We start from the raw sequence: 15,963 nt of genomic DNA, 5'->3' as shown, positions 1-15,963 counted from the left end.
CCGCTCACCCCTTCGGGGTGACGGTGGCGCGCGCGGCCAGGCGGCCCCAGAGCCGGTACCCGAGCCAGCGGATCGCCGGGTTCGCCCGGCGGGAGAGCTGCCGCCACAGGCGGACGGCGAGCACCGCGCCGGCCGGCGCCAGCAGCAGGGCGCTGAGCGCTCCGGCCGGGCTCTCCGTGGCCGGCGCGAGGCCGTTGAGCACCAGCGCGCCGGTCGCGGCCAGGGTGGCCAGCGCGCAGACCCCGACGCTCGTCGAGCGCAGCTGCCGGCGTAGCTGCCAGCGCACCGCCTCCGGTTGTCCGCGCCACACGAGCGCCGCCCACCCGGCGACGGCCGCGAGGGGGAGCAGCGCGGCGGCGAGCCGTACGGGGCGGGCCGGCTCGGCGAGCAGCGCGAACAGCGTCCAGTGCGCCACGGCGGCGAGCGCCACCACGTCGAACACCCGCCAGATCAGGGCGGCGGCGACGGCCGCGTGCCCGATGGCGGCCCGCGCCTGCTGGGGGTCGGCGGCGAGCGCGTCGGTGAACCCGCGGGCGGCCCGCCGGGTGCGGTCCTGCCCGGCGTCGAGCAGGGCGAGCTGACGCAGCGCCGGCTCGTACGTCGGGTCGAGGTGCAACGCCCGCCGGCAGGCCTCCCGGGCGGCCCGGAGCCGGCCGGTGCGGGTGTGCAGCCGGGCGTCGAGCAGGTGCACGTCGGGGACCTGCGGGGCGAGTTCGAGCGCGGTGTCGGCGTACCGGCGGGCGACCACGACCCGGGTGGGCCCGCCGGTCGTGAGCAGGGCCTCGGCCAGCAGGGCGTGCGCCTCCCAGAGGCGCGGCGCCCGCTCCAGCGCGGCGTGCGCCGCGGCGGCCGCGAACCGCGGCTCACCGGCGGCGAGCAGGATGCGGGCCTTCTCGGTGAGCAGGTGCTCCTGGGCCGAGGCGACACCGAGTGCCTGGTCGATCAGGCGCATGGCGTCGGCGAGCCGGCCGAGCGCGCGGTGGCAGCGGGCCAGTTGGTGCAGCGCCCCGACATGCTCGGGCCGCTCGGCGAGCAGGCCGTGCAGCACGGCGATCGCCTCGGGGTAGCGCCCCACCTGCATGAGCGCCGCCGCCCGCTGCTGGACGTCCGGGCCGGTGTCCGTCACGTCGCCTCCCCCGGTGATGTCGCGGACGCCGGACAGGTCCGAGATCGCGGTGGCCTGCCCCGGTCGGGGCGACACATTACCGACCGTCGCTTCCGGACGCACCGGGGCGGCCGGCCGGGATCGACCGGCCGGCCGCGCGGGCGCTCAGTCCAGGCGGGCGGCGCCGGCGGCGGGAAGCACGGTGACGTGCCCCGGGGCCTGGAAGCCCTGCTCGGCGTACGCGGCGGTGACGGCGTCGGCCACCTTGTCGGCGGCGTCCGCCTCGACCAGGGCGAGCACGCAGCCGCCGAAGCCGCCACCGGTCATGCGGGCGCCGAGCGCGCCGGCCGAGAGCGCCGCCTCGACGGCGGTGTCGATCTCCGGCACGGTGATCTCGAAGTCGTCGCGCATCGAGACGTGGGACGCGGTGAGCAGCGGCCCGATCTCGCGGGCGCGGCCGGCGCGCAGCAGCGCCACGGTGTCCAGCACCCGCTGGTCCTCGGTGACGACGTGGCGGACCCGGCGGCGGGTCTCCGGGTCGTCGAGGCGGGCGAGCGCGGCGTCGAGCTGAGCCACGTCGATGTCGCGCAGCGCCGCCACGCCGAGCTGGGCGGCCCCGGCCTCGCAGGAGCGGCGGCGGGCGGCGTACTCGCCGTCGGCGTGGCGGTGCGGGGCGTGGCTGTCGATCACCAGGACGGCGAGCCCGGCGGCCTGGAGGTCGAACGGGATGTGCTCGACGGCCTCGGTGCGGCAGTCGAGGAAGAGTGCGTGCCCGGCACGGCAGCGGATGGCCGCGGACTGGTCCATGATCCCGGTGGGCGCGCCCACGTAGCGGTTCTCGGCGCGCTGGGCGAGCCGGGGCTGCCGCTCGGCGGGCAGGTCGAGGCCGCCCAGGTCGACGAGGGCGGTCAGCACCGCCGCCTCCAGGGCGGCCGAGGAGGACAGCCCCGCGCCGAGCGGTACGTCGGAGGCGATGGCCAGGCGGGCGCCCGGCACGTCGTGGCCGGCCTCGCGCAGTGCCCAGACCACCCCGGCGACGTACGCGCCCCAGCCGGTGACTCCGCCCGGTTCGTCGACCTCGTGGGCGCCGAAGCTGATCGTCTCGCCGGACAGCTCCGACCAGACCGTCCAGCGTGCGCCGTCCTGCCGGTCGGCGGCGGCCACCGTGCGCAGGGGCAGCGCGAAGGGGAGGACGAAGCCGTCGTTGTAGTCGGTGTGCTCACCGATGAGGTTGACCCGCCCCGGCGCCGCCCAGCGGCCGGCGGGCGCCTCGCCGAACTGCTGGCGGAAGCCGTCGGCGGCCCGGTCGGCGATCCGGCTCATGCCTGCTCCAGGATGTGCGTGCGGTAGAAGGCCCAGGCGTCACCGACCATGTCGTGCAGCGTCGGCTTGCGCGGCACCCAGCCCAGTTCCTCGCGGGCCAGGTGGGAGCTGGCGACCAGCTCGGCGGGGTCGCCTTCGCGACGCGGCGCGACCTCCACGGGCAGCGGGTGCCCGGTGACCTCGCGGACCACGTCGACCACCTGCCGGTTGGTGAAGCCGTTGCCGTTGCCCAGGTTGTAGATCCGGTGCTGGCCGGGGGTGGCGGCGTCCAGCGCGAGCAGGTGGGCGCGGGCGAGGTCGGCCACGTGGATGTAGTCGCGTACGCAGGTGCCGTCGACGGTGGGGTAGTCGTCGCCGAAGAGCTGGAGCTTCTCCCGCCGGCCGGCGGCGACCTCCAGCGCGATGGGGATGAGGTGGGTCTCCGGGTCGTGCCGCTCGCCGAGGGCGAGGTCGCCGGTGAGGTGGGCGCCGGCCACGTTGAAGTAGCGCAGCGAGACGGCGGCGAGGCCGTGCCCGATCGCCTCGGACGTGAGCGCCATGTCAACGGCGAGCTTCGTCGCCCCGTACGTGTTGGTCGGCGCGGTCACGGCCGTCTCCGGGATCGGCAGCTCGGTGGGGTTGCCGTAGACCGCGGCGGTGGAGGAGAAGACCATGCGGGGTACCCCCGCGGCGCGGACCGCGTCGATCAGCGCGATCGACCCGATGGTGTTGGTGTGCCAGTAGAGCTCCGGCTTCACCATCGACTCGCCGGCGGCGATGAGGGCGGCGAAGTGCAGCACCCCGTCGAAGCCCGCCTCCCGGGTGACCACCTTGGCCGCCTCGTGCACCGGTAGGTCGACGTGGGTGGCCTCGGGGGCGAGCGCCACCCGGTGCCCGGTGCGCAGGTCGTCGAGGACGACCACCTCGTGGCCGGCGTCGAGCAGCATCCGGGTCACCACGCTGCCGATGTAACCGGCGCCCCCGGTGACGAGAAGTTTCACCTCGTAGCCTCCTGCCTGGCCGGCTCGGCGCGCGGCCGGTATCGGTGCTCACCCTACGGGCGGGCGCGGCGGCCCTGCTCCGCCCGCCGGGAAAACTGATTCCATCATAAACTCTCACGATTCAACAGAGTTGAACACGGTGGCGGGGTCGCGGACCCGGCGCCGGGGGCCGGGCGACGCGCGGTCGCCGGTGGCCGAAGGCCGGTGCGGGAAGGCCGCCGCTGTCTACCATCTCTGACATGCGGGAAGCGGGCGGTCCCGAGCACCGGCGACGCGCGCGGCGACGCCCCGGCCGGGAACCGGGGCCCGTCGCCCGCGCCGTGGCCCGGATGGTGGTGCGGGCCGCCGACGCGGCGACCCGGCGCGTCACCGGCCTGCTCGGGGCGAGCCCCGCGGCCGGCCGGGAACGCATCAGCGAGGCCGAGCTGCGTGACCTGGTGGCGGCGAACACCCTGCTCGACGCGGACGAGCGCCGGATCATCGACGAGGTGCTGGTGGCCGGCGCGCGGCTGGTGCGCGAGGTGATGATGCCCCGCACCGAGGTCGTCTTCCTCCCCGCCGCGCTCACCATCGTCGAGGCGGCACGGCTGGTCCGCCAGGAGACGCACACCCGCTACCCGGTCACCGACGGCACCCACGACGACGTGGTCGGCTTCGTCCACCTGCGCGACGTGCTGCTGCGCCCGGACGTCGACCCGTGCGTCACCGTCGGCGAGCTGACCCGGGAGGTGAAGCGGCTGCCCGGCAGCAAACGGGTGCTCGCCGCGCTGACCGAGATGCGCCGGGAGGGGCAGCACCTCGCGGTCATCGTCGACGAGTACGGCGGCACCGCGGGGATCGTCACCCTGGAAGACCTGATCGAGGAGCTGGTCGGCGAGATCCACGACGAGTACGACGACGCGCCCGACCCGGTGTACGCCGGACTGCCCGCCGTCGTCGACGGTCGGCTCAACCTCGCCGACTTCGCCGAGCGGACCGGGATCCCGCTCCCCGCGGGTCCGTACGAGACGGTCGGCGGGTACGTGATGGCGGCGCTGGGACGGCTGCCGGTCGCCGGCGACGAGGTGCCGGTGCCGCCCGGACCGGCCGACACCGGCGCCGGTGGACCGGGCGAGCAGCCCGGCGGCTGGCTGCTGCGGGTGCTGGCGCTGGAGGGCCGGCGGGTGGCCCGGCTCGCGGTCTCCGCCGTACGCCTGCCGGAGCAGCGGCGGGAGGTCGCGACGCCGGCGCCGGCACGCGGCGGCCGACCCGCCGGGCCGTCATGACGGCCGCTCGGGCGTGCTGACAGAATTGACGCCATGCCCGACGTTCCCGCCCGACCCCGCGTCTTCTCCGGCATCCAGCCGACGGCCGACTCGTTCCACCTCGGCAACTACCTGGGCGCGTTGCGGCACTGGGTGGCGTTGCAGGACACGCACGAGGCGTTCTACTGCGTGGTCGACCTGCACGCGATCACCGCCGGGCACGACCCGAAGGTGCTCCGGCAGCGGTCCCGGATCGCCGCGGCGCAGCTCTTCGGCCTGGGCCTCGACCCGGAGCGCAGCACCCTCTTCGTCCAGTCGCAGGTGCCCGAGCACCCGCAGCTGGCCTGGGTGCTCGGCTGCATCACCGGGTTCGGCGAGGCCAGCCGGATGACCCAGTTCAAGGACAAGTCGCAGAAGCAGGGCAGCGACCGCTCCAGCGTCGGCCTCTTCACCTACCCGATCCTCCAGGCCGCCGACATCCTGCTCTACCAGGCCGACGCGGTGCCGGTCGGCGAGGACCAGCGGCAGCACCTGGAGCTCTCCCGCGACCTGGCGCAGCGGTTCAACTCGCTGTTCGGCAAGACCTTCACGGTGCCCGCGCCGCACATCGTGAAGGACACCGCGAAGATCACCGACCTGCAGGAACCGACCGCGAAGATGTCGAAGTCGTCGTCCTCACCGGCCGGCATCATCGACCTGCTGGAAGATCCGGCGCGCACGGCCAAGAAGATCCGCTCGGCGGTCACCGACACCGGCCGGGAGATCGTCTTCGACGCCGAGGGCAAGCCGGGCGTGTCCAACCTGCTCACGATCTACTCGGCGCTCGCCGGTCGCGACATCGACGACCTGGTCGCCGCGTACGCCGGCAAGGGCTACGGCGACCTCAAGAAGGACCTGGCCGAGGTGGTGGCTGAGTTCGTCCGCCCGATCCAGGAGCGCACCCGCGGCTACCTGGACGACCCGGCCCAGCTGGACAAGCTGCTCGCGACCGGCGCCGAGAAGGCCCGCGCGGTGGCCGCACCGACGCTGGCCACCACGTACGAGCGGATCGGCTTCTTCCCGCCCGTGCGCGGCGAGTAGTCGACGCGACGCGAGGCGGTGGGACGGGCCGGTGGCCGGAGAGGTGGCGCAGAGCGTGGAGCGCAGGGACGAGGCGCCGAGGGAGGGCGACCTCATCCAGATCGGCGTCGCCGTGGACATCCCGGAGCCGTGGGGCGCCCAGCTCACCCGGCGACGGGCCGAGGCGGGTGACCCACAGGCGGCGGACATCCCCGCGCACGTGACACTGCTCGGGCCGACCGAGATCCCGGTGGCCGCGCTGCCCGCCGTGGAGCGACACCTCGCCGGGGTCGCCGCCGCGCACCTGCCGTTCACGCTGCACCTGCGGGGCACCGGCACCTTCCGCCCGGTCACGCAGGTGGTGTTCGTGGCGGTCGCGGCCGGCATCAGCGAGTGCGAGCTGCTCGCCGCCGCCATCGGCGCCGCGCCGGAGCTGCGCCGGGAGGCACGGTTCCCCTACCACCCGCACGTCACGGTCGCGCAGGACGTCGCGCCGGAGGCGCTCGACAAGGCGTACGAGGACCTGGCCGACTTCTCGGCCATGTTCGAGGTGGAGGCGTTCACTCTCTTCTCGCACAGCGGGCAGGCCCGGTGGCAGCCACGCCGGGACTTCCGGCTGGGCGCCTGACCGCCCGGGCCGCGGGCTCGCCCGGGAGGGTTGCTCCCGCAACGCGACGACATCGGCGAGGATGACGGCGTGAACGTGATCGGCCGGGTCGAGGCGGCGATCGGTCGCCGGGTGGAGGCCGCCCGCGGCCGGTCACCGGTCTTCGACCACGTCTGGCGTGCGGGTGAGCTGTACGGCCGGGTGATCGGCGGCCGGCTGGCCGCCGCGATGGCCTACTACGGCTTCTTCGCCGTCTTCGCGCTCGCGCTGGTCGCGTACGCGATCTTCGGCGCGATCCTGGACGACAACGACGAGGTCAGCGCCGCCGCGGCCGACTTCCTCCGGGACAACCTCCCGTTCCTCGACCCGGAACAGATCAACAACAGCAGCGGCACCGTCGGCGTCATCGGCCTCGTCATCCTGGCCTTCACGGGCATCGGGTGGATCGAGGCCATCCGGTCGTCCCAGCGGCTGATCTACGGGTTCAACCAGCAGCCCGGCAACTTCGTCATCCGCCGGCTCGTGGACATCGGCGTGATGGTCGTCGTCTTCGTGCTGCTCGGCCTGTCGGTGGCCGCTGTCGACGCGCTCGAGTCGGTGCTGCGCTGGCTGCTGCGCAGCACCGGGTCGCTCGGTCTCACGACGCTCAGCGCGGTGCTCAGCGTGGTGGTCAACGCGGTCCTCGCCACGCTGCTGCTGGTCGCGGTGCCCCGGCTGCGGATGAGCCGGTCGCGGCTGCGCCCGGTGGTGTGGCTGATGGCGGTCGGCATCACGCTGCTCAACACGGTCGGCCGGTACTACGTCGTGCGCACCGAGCGGAACCCGGCGTACACCGTGGTGGCCGGCGCGGTCGGGTTGCTGCTCTACCTCTACCTGCTCAACCAGTTGCTGCTGTTCGGCGCGGCCCTCGCCGCGACCAGCAGACGGGGCCGCGTGGTCGACCTGGCGGAGGGGCCGGCCCCGGCGGACCTCGACGAGGAGACCGAGCCCGGCGTACCGGGAGGTGCCGGATGACCAGCCAGGAGCCGGACATGTTGATCTCGGTGGACCTGAACTCGTCCGTGCCGCCGTACGAGCAGGTACGGGGGCAGCTGGCCGAGATGATCGGGGACGGCCGGCTGCCCGTCGGCACCCGGCTGCCGACCGTGCGGCAGCTCGCCGCCGACCTCCACCTCGCGCCGAACACGGTTGCCCGGGCGTACCGCGAACTGGAGGGCGCCGGGCTGCTCGAGACGCGGGGTCGCAACGGCACGTTCGTGGCGCCGGGGCGCGACGACGCGATGGACCGGTTGCAGCGGGCCGCCGCGGAGTACGCCTCCGTGGCCCGCCGGCTCGGTGTGCCGCCGGGCGCGGCGCTCGCGCTTGTGCGTTCGGCCCTCGACGCGTCCCGGCCCGGCTGAGGCGCCGGGCGAGCACGTCCGCGACCCCTGCCGGACGGGAGGAGGATCGGGCGAATCCTCCACGGAGGTTCGGGGTAACGGACCATGATGAGCCGGTGGGCGCACTCGTGACGTTGGACCTGCCGAGCGACTCGCCGATGCTCGGCCTGCCGTGGATCATCACGTTCGGCCCGCTCGGTGACGACGACGAGTGGGAGCCGGTGGTTTGCGGCCCGTACGAGCGCCCACACGCGCTCGCCCTGGCCGAGGCGGTGGTCGCCGAGGAGCAGCTGATGGCCGTCGTGGAGCCGCTGCTGCCGGCCCTCTCCGCCGAGGAGATCCGCAGTGAGATCGCGGCCGCGCAGATCGCCGCGGCCGACGAGGCGGCGCAGGCCGACCAGGCCGACCTCTACGGCGACTTCGAGGACACCATCGACGAGGAGTTGGACGCGGCGGCGGACGAGGCCGGGCGCGGGGAGCCGGTCGCCCCGCCGACCGAGGCCGAGCTGCGGGCCGGGTTCCGCCGCATCGCGGAGATCCTCACCGCCAAGGGAGCCTGAGCGGAGACCGCTCGCGCCTCCCGGTCGACCGCGCCGCCACGCATCCGCAGCAGGTGCCGAGCCGCCGGCGGCGGGCCGGCGCGTGCGGGTGAACGCGCGTGTCCGCCGACCGGGGCGCGAGGCGGCCCGGTCAGGGTCGGACCGGTGCCTGGTCCAGCACGCAGAACTCGTTGCCCTCGGGGTCGACGAGCACCACGAACTGCTCGTCACCGGTCTGGCCGACGTCCGCCGTCCGCGCGCCCAGGCCGACGAGGCGTCGTACCTCCGCCTCCGCGTCCCCGTCGCTGACCAGGTCGAGGTGCAGCCGGTTCTTGCCGTGCTTGGCGGTGCCGGAGCCCTGGAGCCACATGGTCGGCCCGCTCTCACCTCGCGGCGGCCAGAGCTTCGCGCTGCCGTCGTCGCCCTTCGCCACGGTGTAGCCGAGCGCGGCGGACCAGAAGGCCACCATGAGGTCGATGTCCTCGACGTCGAGCGTGTACTGGGTCACCCGTGCCACCATCACGCCACCTCCGATCCCGGTCCCCCTTGCGGTACCCGGGCGGGACGGCGCCGACACACGGGACCGGCCACTGTGGCGCGACGAGGTCGGCGAACCGGTCTTCGCCGGACCCGGGACGGGCGCCGGCCACGGGTCGGGCGGGCGGCGCGGACGGACGCCGGCGCCCCGCGGAGCGGAACCCCGCGAGGCGCCGGTGCCACCTCACCCCCCACCACAAGGGGTCGGTGCCCAGCCGCCCGCCGGCGCGGAGCACGACGGACGACCAGGTCGCTGACGGCTTACCCGCTCAGCGGCGTTCGAACCAGGCGGCGGCGTCGACCGGGAGCAGGTGACCGCCGTTCCGGGCGGTGAGCGGCTCGCTGGTGACGACAGGGTCGCCGTATCCGCTGATCAGCGCCGGTGCGTCGCTGATATTGACCACGCAGGTCAGCACGGCGTCGCCTCCGGTCCGGGAGAAGGCCAGCACGCCGGGCGCGGTCTCCAGCCAGGTGATCCCGCCGTCGGCGGCGGCCAGCGCCGGGTGCGCGCGCCGGACCCGCAGCGCGGCGCGGTACAGCTCCAGGGTCGAGCCGGGCACGCCGGTCTGGGCGGCGACCGAGAGCGCGGCCCAGGTCGCCGGGGCCGGCAGCCAGCTCAGCTCGCACCCGTCCGGCCCGAAGCCGTACGGGGGCAGCTCGCCGCTCCACGGGATCGGCACCCGGCACCCGTCCCGGCTCTCGCCGGTGCGCCGGAACGCCGGGTCCTGGCGTAGCTCGTCGGGCAGGTCGAGCACCTCCGGCAGGCCCAGCTCCTCGCCCTGGTAGACGTACGCGCACCCGGGCAGGGCGAGCATGAGCAGGGCGGCGGCGCGGGCCCGCCGCAGGCCCTCCGGCCCGTCGCCGTAGCGCGTGACGTGCCGCTGCTTGTCGTGGTTCGACAGCACCCAGGTGGTCGGCGCGCCGACGATGGCCGCCTCGGCCAGGGCGGTGTCGATCACCTTGCGGAAGGATTCGGCCGACCAGGTGGCGTCGAGGAAGTCGAAGTTGAACGCCTGGTGCAGCTCGTCCGGGCCGATGTAGCGGGCGAGCCGCTGCGGGGTCTCGGCCCACGCCTCGGCGACCGCCATGCGTCCGCCCGGGTAGCTGTCCAGGATGGGTCGCCAGGCCCGGTAGATCTCGTGGATCTCGTCCTGGTCGAAGTAGGGGAGCCGCCCCTTGCCGAGCAGCTCGACCTGTCGCCGGCCGGTGGTCATCGTGCTGAAGCCGACGTCCGGCAGCCCCTCGGCCTTGATCATTCCGTGGGCCACGTCGATCCGGAAGCCGTCGACCCCACGGTCCAGCCAGAAGCGGAGGATCTCCTCGAACTCGGCGCGGACCTCGGGGTGCCGCCAGTTCAGGTCCGGCTGGGCCGGGTCGAACAGGTGCAGGTACCACTGGCCGTCGGGCACCCGCGTCCAGGCGGGGCCGCCGAAGATGCTCTCCCAGTCGTTGGGCGGCAGTTCGCCCTGCTCGCCCCGGCCGTCGGCGAAGAGGTAGCGGGCGCGCTCCGGCGAGCCGGGCCAGGCGGCGAGTGCCGCGACGAACCAGGGGTGCGCGCTGGAGGTGTGGTTGGGCACCAGGTCGACGATGATCCGCAGCCCCAGGGTGTGCGCGGTGTCGATCATCGCGTCGAAGTCGGCGAGCGTGCCGAAGATGGGGTCGACGTCGCGGTAGTCGGCCACGTCGTACCCGCCGTCGATCATCGGCGAGGTGTAGAAGGGGGTCAGCCAGAGCGCGTCGACGCCGAGGTCACGCAGGTACGGCAGGCGCCGCCGGATGCCGGCCAGGTCACCGACGCCGTCACCGTTCGCGTCGGCGAAGCTGCGGACGTAGACCTGGTAGACGACTGCGGAGCGCCACCAGTCGGGGTCGTCGGTCAGCGGGGTGGGGCGGTTGGCGGTCATGGGACGGTCCCCGTTCTCAGGCGCGGTACGGCGGCGCCCGGCACGCGGACGGCACGGGCGTCTGAGCAGAATGCCGGCCGGAAGCTGAAAGCGTCAAGCATTTCTTGCGCAAGAGTTTCGTCGCTCGTGGAGCGCCGCTCGCCGTTCGGCGCTGGCGCTCGTCGCGCGTTCGCTCGCGGAGCGCCGCGGGCGTCAGGCCGGTACGGCCAGCGCGGGCGGGGACGGGCGGCGCCCGCCCGCCGCGGCCCCGGCCGGGCGGGCCGGCGCCGCGGGCGCGACCGCGGTGGAGCCGCGGACCACCAGCTCGGGGCGGAACAGGTACTCCGAGTTCGGGGCGCCATGCCCATTGATCTCGTCGACCAGGGCCCGCACGGCGGCCACCGCCATCGCGGTCACCGGCTGCCGCATGGTGGTCAGCGGCGGGTCGGTGAAGGCCATCAGCGGCGAGTCGTCGTAACCGACCACGGACAGGTCGGCCGGCACGGACAGGCCGCGCTGCCGGGCCGCCCGGACGGCGCCGAGGGCCATCAGGTCGGAGCCGCAGACCACGCCGGTGACCCCGCGGTCGAGCAGCCGGCCGGCCGCCGCCTCGCCGCCCTCGACGCCGAAGAGGGTCAGCTCGGCCAGCTCGTCCAGGTCGGACTCGGAGAGGCCGGCCAGCCGGGTCATGGCGTTGCGCCAGCCGGCGACCTTGCGCCGCACCGGCACGAACCGGTCGGGGCCGGTGATGAGGCCGATGCGCCGGTGGCCGAGCGCGACCAGGTGCGCGACGGCCAGCTCGGCCGCCTCGCTGTCGTCGCAGGAGACGAAGGGGGCGGCGACGTCCGGCACGTACCCGTTGATCATCACGATCGGGAGCGGGCGGGCGATCAGCGCCCGGTAGCGGTCGTGGTTGGCCGCGGTGTCGGCGTGCAGGCCGGAGACGAAGACGATCCCGGAGACCTGCCGGTCCAGCAGCATCTCGACGTACTCGTCCTCGGTGACACCGCCGGCCGTCTGCGTGCAGAGCACCGGGGTGAAGCCGCTCTGCGCGAGGGTCGACTCGATGACCTGGGCGAAGGCGGGGAAGATCGGGTTGTCCAGCTCCGGCACCACCAGGCCCACCAGGCCGGCGCTGCGCTTGCGCAACCGGGCCGGGCGCTCGTAGCCGAGCACGTCGAGGGCGGTGAGGACGGCCTGGCGGGTCTCCGGGGCGACACCGGGGCGGTCGTTGAGCACCCGCGACACCGTGGCCTCGCTGACTTCGGCCTGTTGGGCGATGTCGGACAGTCGAGCGCGCATGGCGGCACTCTAGCCCAAGGGCAAGTTCTTGCGTACAGGCTTGCAAGCCCTTCCATTATCTGAAACCCCTTGCTAACGTCCCGGCAACACACGTGAGCAGCGGCGCTGCGTACGCGCGCCGGTTGGCAAGAACCTTCGGAACGTTTCCACTGGCGGCCCGCCCTTCCCCCGGCAGCGCCGCCATGACGACAGGAGTACCGATGCGCATCCGTACCGCGGGTGTGGTCGCCGTCCTCGCCCTGGCACTCGCCGCCTCCGGCTGTGGCGGCGACAGCGACGAGCCGGCCACGAACGAGTCCCCCACGGCGACCGGCGGCAAGCTGGTCATCTGGGCCGACGACAAGCGGACCGAGGCCCTCAAGCCGTTCGCCGAGAAGTTCGGCCAGGAGAACGGCGTCACCGTCGAGGTGCAGGCCGTCTCGAAGGACCTGCAGACCAACTTCGTGACCGCCTCGCAGCAGGGCAGCGGCCCGGACGTCGTCGTCGGCGCGCACGACTGGATCGGCAACATGGTGCAGAACGGCGCCATCGATCCGGTGCAGCTCGCCGCCGACCAGAAGAGCGCGTTCAACGAGACCGCCGTCAAGGCCGTCACGTTCAACGGTCAGGTCTACGGCGTGCCGTACGCCATGGAGAACCTGGCGCTGATCCGCAACACGGCGCTGGCCCCCGAGGCGCCGAAGACCATCGAGGACCTGGTCGCCACGGGTAAGAAGCTCAAGGCGGACAAGAAGGCCAGCGAGATCCTCTGCCTCCAGTCCGGGCAGAACGGCGACGCCTACCACATCTACCCGCTCTACACCTCGGCCGGCGGCTACCTCTTCGGCACCGGGGCGAACGGTGACTACGACCCGAAGGACCTGGGCGTCGGCAAGCCGGAGTCGATCGAGGCGTTCAAGAAGATCGGCGCGCTGGGGGAGAAGGGCGAGGGGGCGTTGAAGCGCTCCATCACGCCGGAGAACTCGATCGCCACCTTCACCGGCAAGAAGTGCGCCTTCCTCGTCTCCGGGCCGTGGGCCGTGGCGGACGTCAAGAAGGCCAACATCACCTACGACATCACCCCGATCCCGGGCTTCGCGGGCGGCAAGGAGGCGCAGCCGTTCGTCGGCGTGCAGGCCTTCTACGTCGCGTCGAAGGGCAAGAACAAGGCCCTGGCGCAGGAGTTCGTGACGAACTACGTGACCAAGCCGGACCTGGCCGTCGCCCTGTACCAGGCCGAGCCCCGGCCGCCGGCGCTCACCGCCGCGCTCGACCAGGTCAAGGGCTCCGACCCGGACCTGACCAAGTTCACCGAGGCCGGCAGGAACGGCCAGGTCCTCCCGGCGATCCCCGCGATGGCCGCGATCTGGGACCCGTTCGGCAAGGCGGAGGCGGCCGTCATCGGCGGCGCCGACCCGGCCAAGACCATCACCGCGGCCGGCCAGACCATCGCAGGCCAGATCAAGTAATGAGCACGTCGCTGTCCGGCCCGGGGTCCGCGCAGGCCCCGGGCCGGGAGCCCGTCGGCTCCCGGCCCGCGAAGCGCCGTACCGCGCGTGACCACGCGCCGACCACCCTGACCGGCCTCGCGGTCAAGGTGGTCCTGCTCGGCCTCGTGGCCGGGATCGCGATCTGGGCGGCCTTCCCGCTGGTAGAGGCGGAGAAGTGGGTCGGGCTGGCCCTGCTGGTCGCCACCACCGCCGGCCTGTTCTACCTCTATCTCACGCGTCGGCACGTCCCGGCCAAGTACCTGGTGCCGGGCACCCTCTTCCTGATCGCGTTCCAGGTCTTCCCGGTGCTCTACACCGCCAGCACGGCGTTCACGAACTTCGGTGACGGGCACCGGGGCAGCAAGCAGGACGCGGTGGTCGCCATCCAGACCGCCTCGGTGAAGCAGGTGCCCGGTTCCACCGAGTACGCCCTCTCCGTCGCCACCGAGGGCGATCCGGCCACCGGTGCGCTGGTCTTCCTGGTCACCGACCCGGGCACCGGCACCGTCTCGGTCGGCGACGCCGACGGGCTGCGCCGGCTCGACGCCGGGGACGTCACCGTGGCGCCGGGCGGGAGGGTCACCGCCGCCGACGGCTACACCGTGCTGAACTTCGGCCAGGCCAGCGCGCGCAGCCAGGAGATCACCGAACTGGTCGTGCCGACCGCCGGGGGCGCCCTGCGCTCCGCGGGCCTGTCCCGCGCCTACGAGGGCAAGGCGGTCCGGGCGTACGACGCCGCGTGCGACTGCGTCCGCGACACCGAGACCGGCCGGACCTGGACGGCGGACGAGTCCGTCGGCTCCTTCGTGTCCGACGACGGCGAGCGGCTGGCGCAGGGGTGGAAGGTCAACGTCGGGCTGCACAACTTCACCCGGGTGCTCACCGACCCGAACATCTCCGGACCGTTCCTCGGCACGCTGATCTGGAACTTCGCCTTCGCCATCGGCTCCACCGGGGGCACGTTCCTCCTGGGCACGCTGGTCGCGCTCGCGCTGCACTCGCCGCGGGTGCGGGGCACCAACCTCTACCGGGTGCTGCTGATCCTGCCGTACGCCATGCCGTCGTTCGCGATGCTGCTCGTCTGGCGGGACATGTTCAACACCGACTTCGGCCTCATCAACAACCTCTTCGGGCTCGGCGTGAACTGGTTCGGCCAGGAGTGGTCGGCCCGGGCCGCGGTGCTGCTCGTGCAGCTCTGGCTCGGCTACCCGTACATGTTCCTGGTGGCCACCGGGGCGCTCCAGGCCATCCCGCGCGAGCTGACCGAGGCGACCTCGGTGGACGGCGCCTCACCGTGGCAGTCGTTCCGCGCCGTCACGCTGCCGCTGCTGCTCGTCGCGCTCTCGCCGCTGCTGATCTCGTCGTTCGCGTACAACTTCAACAACTTCAACGCGATCTACCTGACCACCGAGGGTGGGCCCTTCCCGGCCGACAACTCGACCAACGGCGCCACCGACCTGCTGATCACCTACACCTACCGGTTGGCGTTCGGTGGGCAGGGCGCCGAGTTCGGGTTCGCCGCGGCCATCTCGCTCTTCATCTTCACGATCGTCGCGGTGGTCTCGGCCGTCAGCTTCCGGCGCACCCGCCAGCACGAGGAGGTGTACGCGTGACCGTCCGCACCGCTCCCGCCGGTGGAGGTGTGACCGGCTCCCCGCCGACCGGGCGCCCCGCCGGCCGGCGGAACGACCGCTGGTTCGCGCAGGTCGGCTGGCGGCACCTCGTCGCCGTGCTCGCCGTCCTGTTCAGTCTCTTCCCGATCGTGTTCGTGCTCTCCGCGGCGCTCAACCCGCTGGGCACCCTCTCCTCGACCGCGCTGGTGCCGACCGAGGGGGTGTCGTTCGGCAACGTCGGCGAACTGTTCGCGCGGACCGCGTTCGAACGATGGTTCGTCAACTCGCTGCTCGTGGCCGGCCTCGCCTCGCTGGCCTCGATCGTCCTCTCGGCGCTGGCGGCGTACGCCTTCTCCCGGATGCGGTTCCGCGGCCGCCGGGTCGGGCTGCTCTCGCTGCTGCTGATCCAGATGTTCCCGCAGTTCCTGGCGATCGTGGCGATCTTCCTGATCTTCACGACGGTCACCGACCTGTGGCCGGCGATCGGCTTCAACACGCCCTGGGGGCTCTTCCTCCTCTACATGGGTGGCGCGCTGGGGGTGAACACCTGGCTCATGAAGGGCTTCTTCGACACCCTGCCGAGGGAGCTGGACGAGTCGGCCACGATGGACGGCGCCTCGCACGCCCAGATCTTCTTCCGGATCATGCTGCCGCTGGTGACGCCGATCCTCGCGGTGACCGGGCTGCTCGCTTTCATCGGCACCATCAACGAGTTCCTGATGGCGAACGTGTTCCTCACGAACACCGGGTCGAAGACCCTCGCGGTCGGCATGTACGGCCTGCTGCAGGGCGACGAGCGCAACAACAACTTCGGGATCTTCGCGGTGGCCACGCTGCTCACCGCGATCCCCACCGTGCTGGTCTTCCAGTTCCTCCAGCGCTACATCGTCTCCGGCCTCACCTCCGGAGCGGTGAAGGGATAG

At 73.2% G+C, this 15,963-nt stretch carries 15 protein-coding genes; 9 read left to right on the top strand and 6 right to left on the bottom strand.

Going from position 1 to position 15,963, the window contains the following annotated elements:
- Nucleotides 1–4 precede the first annotated feature (4 nt).
- The 3 genes from SM573_RS06140 to galE form a co-directional block, all read right to left on the bottom strand.
- Nucleotides 5–1,201, bottom strand: coding sequence for a tetratricopeptide repeat protein (locus SM573_RS06140; RefSeq protein WP_474611629.1), 1,197 nt, complete (start codon nucleotides 1,199–1,201; stop codon nucleotides 5–7).
- A gap of 69 nt (nucleotides 1,202–1,270) precedes the next feature.
- Entirely contained in the window at nucleotides 1,271–2,428 is a 1,158-nt protein-coding gene (gene galK / locus SM573_RS06135; protein WP_474611630.1) for a galactokinase, read from the bottom strand.
- Nucleotides 2,425–3,408, bottom strand: a complete 984-nt coding sequence (galE, locus tag SM573_RS06130) for a UDP-glucose 4-epimerase GalE (protein WP_474611631.1) — start codon at nucleotides 3,406–3,408, stop codon at nucleotides 2,425–2,427. Before galE ends, galK begins: the two co-directional genes overlap by 4 nt.
- Before the next feature lie 239 nt (nucleotides 3,409–3,647).
- Between galE and SM573_RS06125 the strand changes: the two genes are divergently transcribed.
- From SM573_RS06125 to SM573_RS06100, 6 genes are all read left to right on the top strand, one after another.
- Nucleotides 3,648–4,673 (top strand): hemolysin family protein, encoded by a 1,026-nt coding sequence (locus SM573_RS06125; RefSeq protein WP_474611632.1) that lies wholly within the window; start codon nucleotides 3,648–3,650, stop codon nucleotides 4,671–4,673.
- Between the two features lie 33 nt (nucleotides 4,674–4,706).
- A complete protein-coding gene (gene trpS, locus SM573_RS06120; RefSeq protein ID WP_474611633.1) occupies nucleotides 4,707–5,732 on the top strand; it encodes a tryptophan--tRNA ligase in 1,026 nt (341 codons plus the stop codon).
- A 43-nt stretch (nucleotides 5,733–5,775) separates the two neighbouring features.
- Nucleotides 5,776–6,339 carry a 2'-5' RNA ligase family protein gene (locus tag SM573_RS06115; protein ID WP_474612046.1) on the top strand — a complete coding sequence of 188 codons (564 nt, stop codon included), beginning with the start codon at nucleotides 5,776–5,778 and terminating at the stop codon, nucleotides 6,337–6,339.
- A 69-nt stretch (nucleotides 6,340–6,408) separates the two neighbouring features.
- Nucleotides 6,409–7,332 (top strand): YihY/virulence factor BrkB family protein, encoded by a 924-nt coding sequence (locus SM573_RS06110; protein WP_474611634.1) that lies wholly within the window; start codon nucleotides 6,409–6,411, stop codon nucleotides 7,330–7,332.
- Nucleotides 7,329–7,718: a GntR family transcriptional regulator gene (locus tag SM573_RS06105; RefSeq protein ID WP_474611635.1), complete on the top strand. Its 390-nt coding sequence runs from the start codon at nucleotides 7,329–7,331 to the stop codon at nucleotides 7,716–7,718. The genes SM573_RS06110 and SM573_RS06105 overlap by 4 nt, the downstream gene beginning before the upstream one ends.
- A 95-nt stretch (nucleotides 7,719–7,813) precedes the next feature.
- A complete protein-coding gene (locus tag SM573_RS06100) occupies nucleotides 7,814–8,257 on the top strand; it encodes a hypothetical protein (RefSeq protein WP_474611636.1) in 444 nt (147 codons plus the stop codon).
- A 130-nt stretch (nucleotides 8,258–8,387) separates the two neighbouring features.
- Here SM573_RS06100 and SM573_RS06095 read toward each other — a convergent pair whose 3' ends face one another.
- The 3 genes from SM573_RS06095 to SM573_RS06085 all read right to left on the bottom strand — a co-directional run bounded on the left by SM573_RS06095 (nucleotide 8,388) and on the right by SM573_RS06085 (nucleotide 11,958).
- The gene (locus SM573_RS06095) at nucleotides 8,388–8,756 is read right to left on the bottom strand and encodes a VOC family protein (RefSeq protein ID WP_474611637.1); all 369 of its coding nucleotides are present in this window, start codon (nucleotides 8,754–8,756) and stop codon (nucleotides 8,388–8,390) included.
- Between the two features lie 286 nt (nucleotides 8,757–9,042).
- Nucleotides 9,043–10,677, bottom strand: a complete 1,635-nt coding sequence (locus tag SM573_RS06090) for a glycoside hydrolase family 13 protein (RefSeq protein ID WP_474611638.1) — start codon at nucleotides 10,675–10,677, stop codon at nucleotides 9,043–9,045.
- Nucleotides 10,678–10,869: 192 nt separating this feature from the next.
- Nucleotides 10,870–11,958, bottom strand: coding sequence for a LacI family DNA-binding transcriptional regulator (locus SM573_RS06085; RefSeq protein WP_474611639.1), 1,089 nt, complete (start codon nucleotides 11,956–11,958; stop codon nucleotides 10,870–10,872).
- Nucleotides 11,959–12,158: 200 nt separating this feature from the next.
- On the opposite strand from SM573_RS06085, the gene SM573_RS06080 reads away from it, so the two are divergent.
- The 3 genes from SM573_RS06080 to SM573_RS06070 are packed head-to-tail and all read left to right on the top strand — an operon-like array spanning nucleotide 12,159 to nucleotide 15,963.
- Complete coding sequence (locus tag SM573_RS06080) at nucleotides 12,159–13,406, top strand: sugar ABC transporter substrate-binding protein (protein WP_474611640.1); 1,248 nt, start codon at nucleotides 12,159–12,161, stop codon at nucleotides 13,404–13,406.
- Nucleotides 13,406–15,040, top strand: a complete 1,635-nt coding sequence (locus SM573_RS06075; RefSeq protein ID WP_474611641.1) for an ABC transporter permease subunit — start codon at nucleotides 13,406–13,408, stop codon at nucleotides 15,038–15,040. The genes SM573_RS06080 and SM573_RS06075 overlap by 1 nt, the downstream gene beginning before the upstream one ends.
- Complete coding sequence (locus tag SM573_RS06070; protein WP_474611642.1) at nucleotides 15,037–15,963, top strand: sugar ABC transporter permease; 927 nt, start codon at nucleotides 15,037–15,039, stop codon at nucleotides 15,961–15,963. Before SM573_RS06075 ends, SM573_RS06070 begins: the two co-directional genes overlap by 4 nt.

This window comes from Micromonospora xinjiangensis (assembly GCF_056150165.1).
Note: the sequence above shows the minus strand (reverse complement) of the source record. Positions and strands in the feature narration are given on the sequence as shown.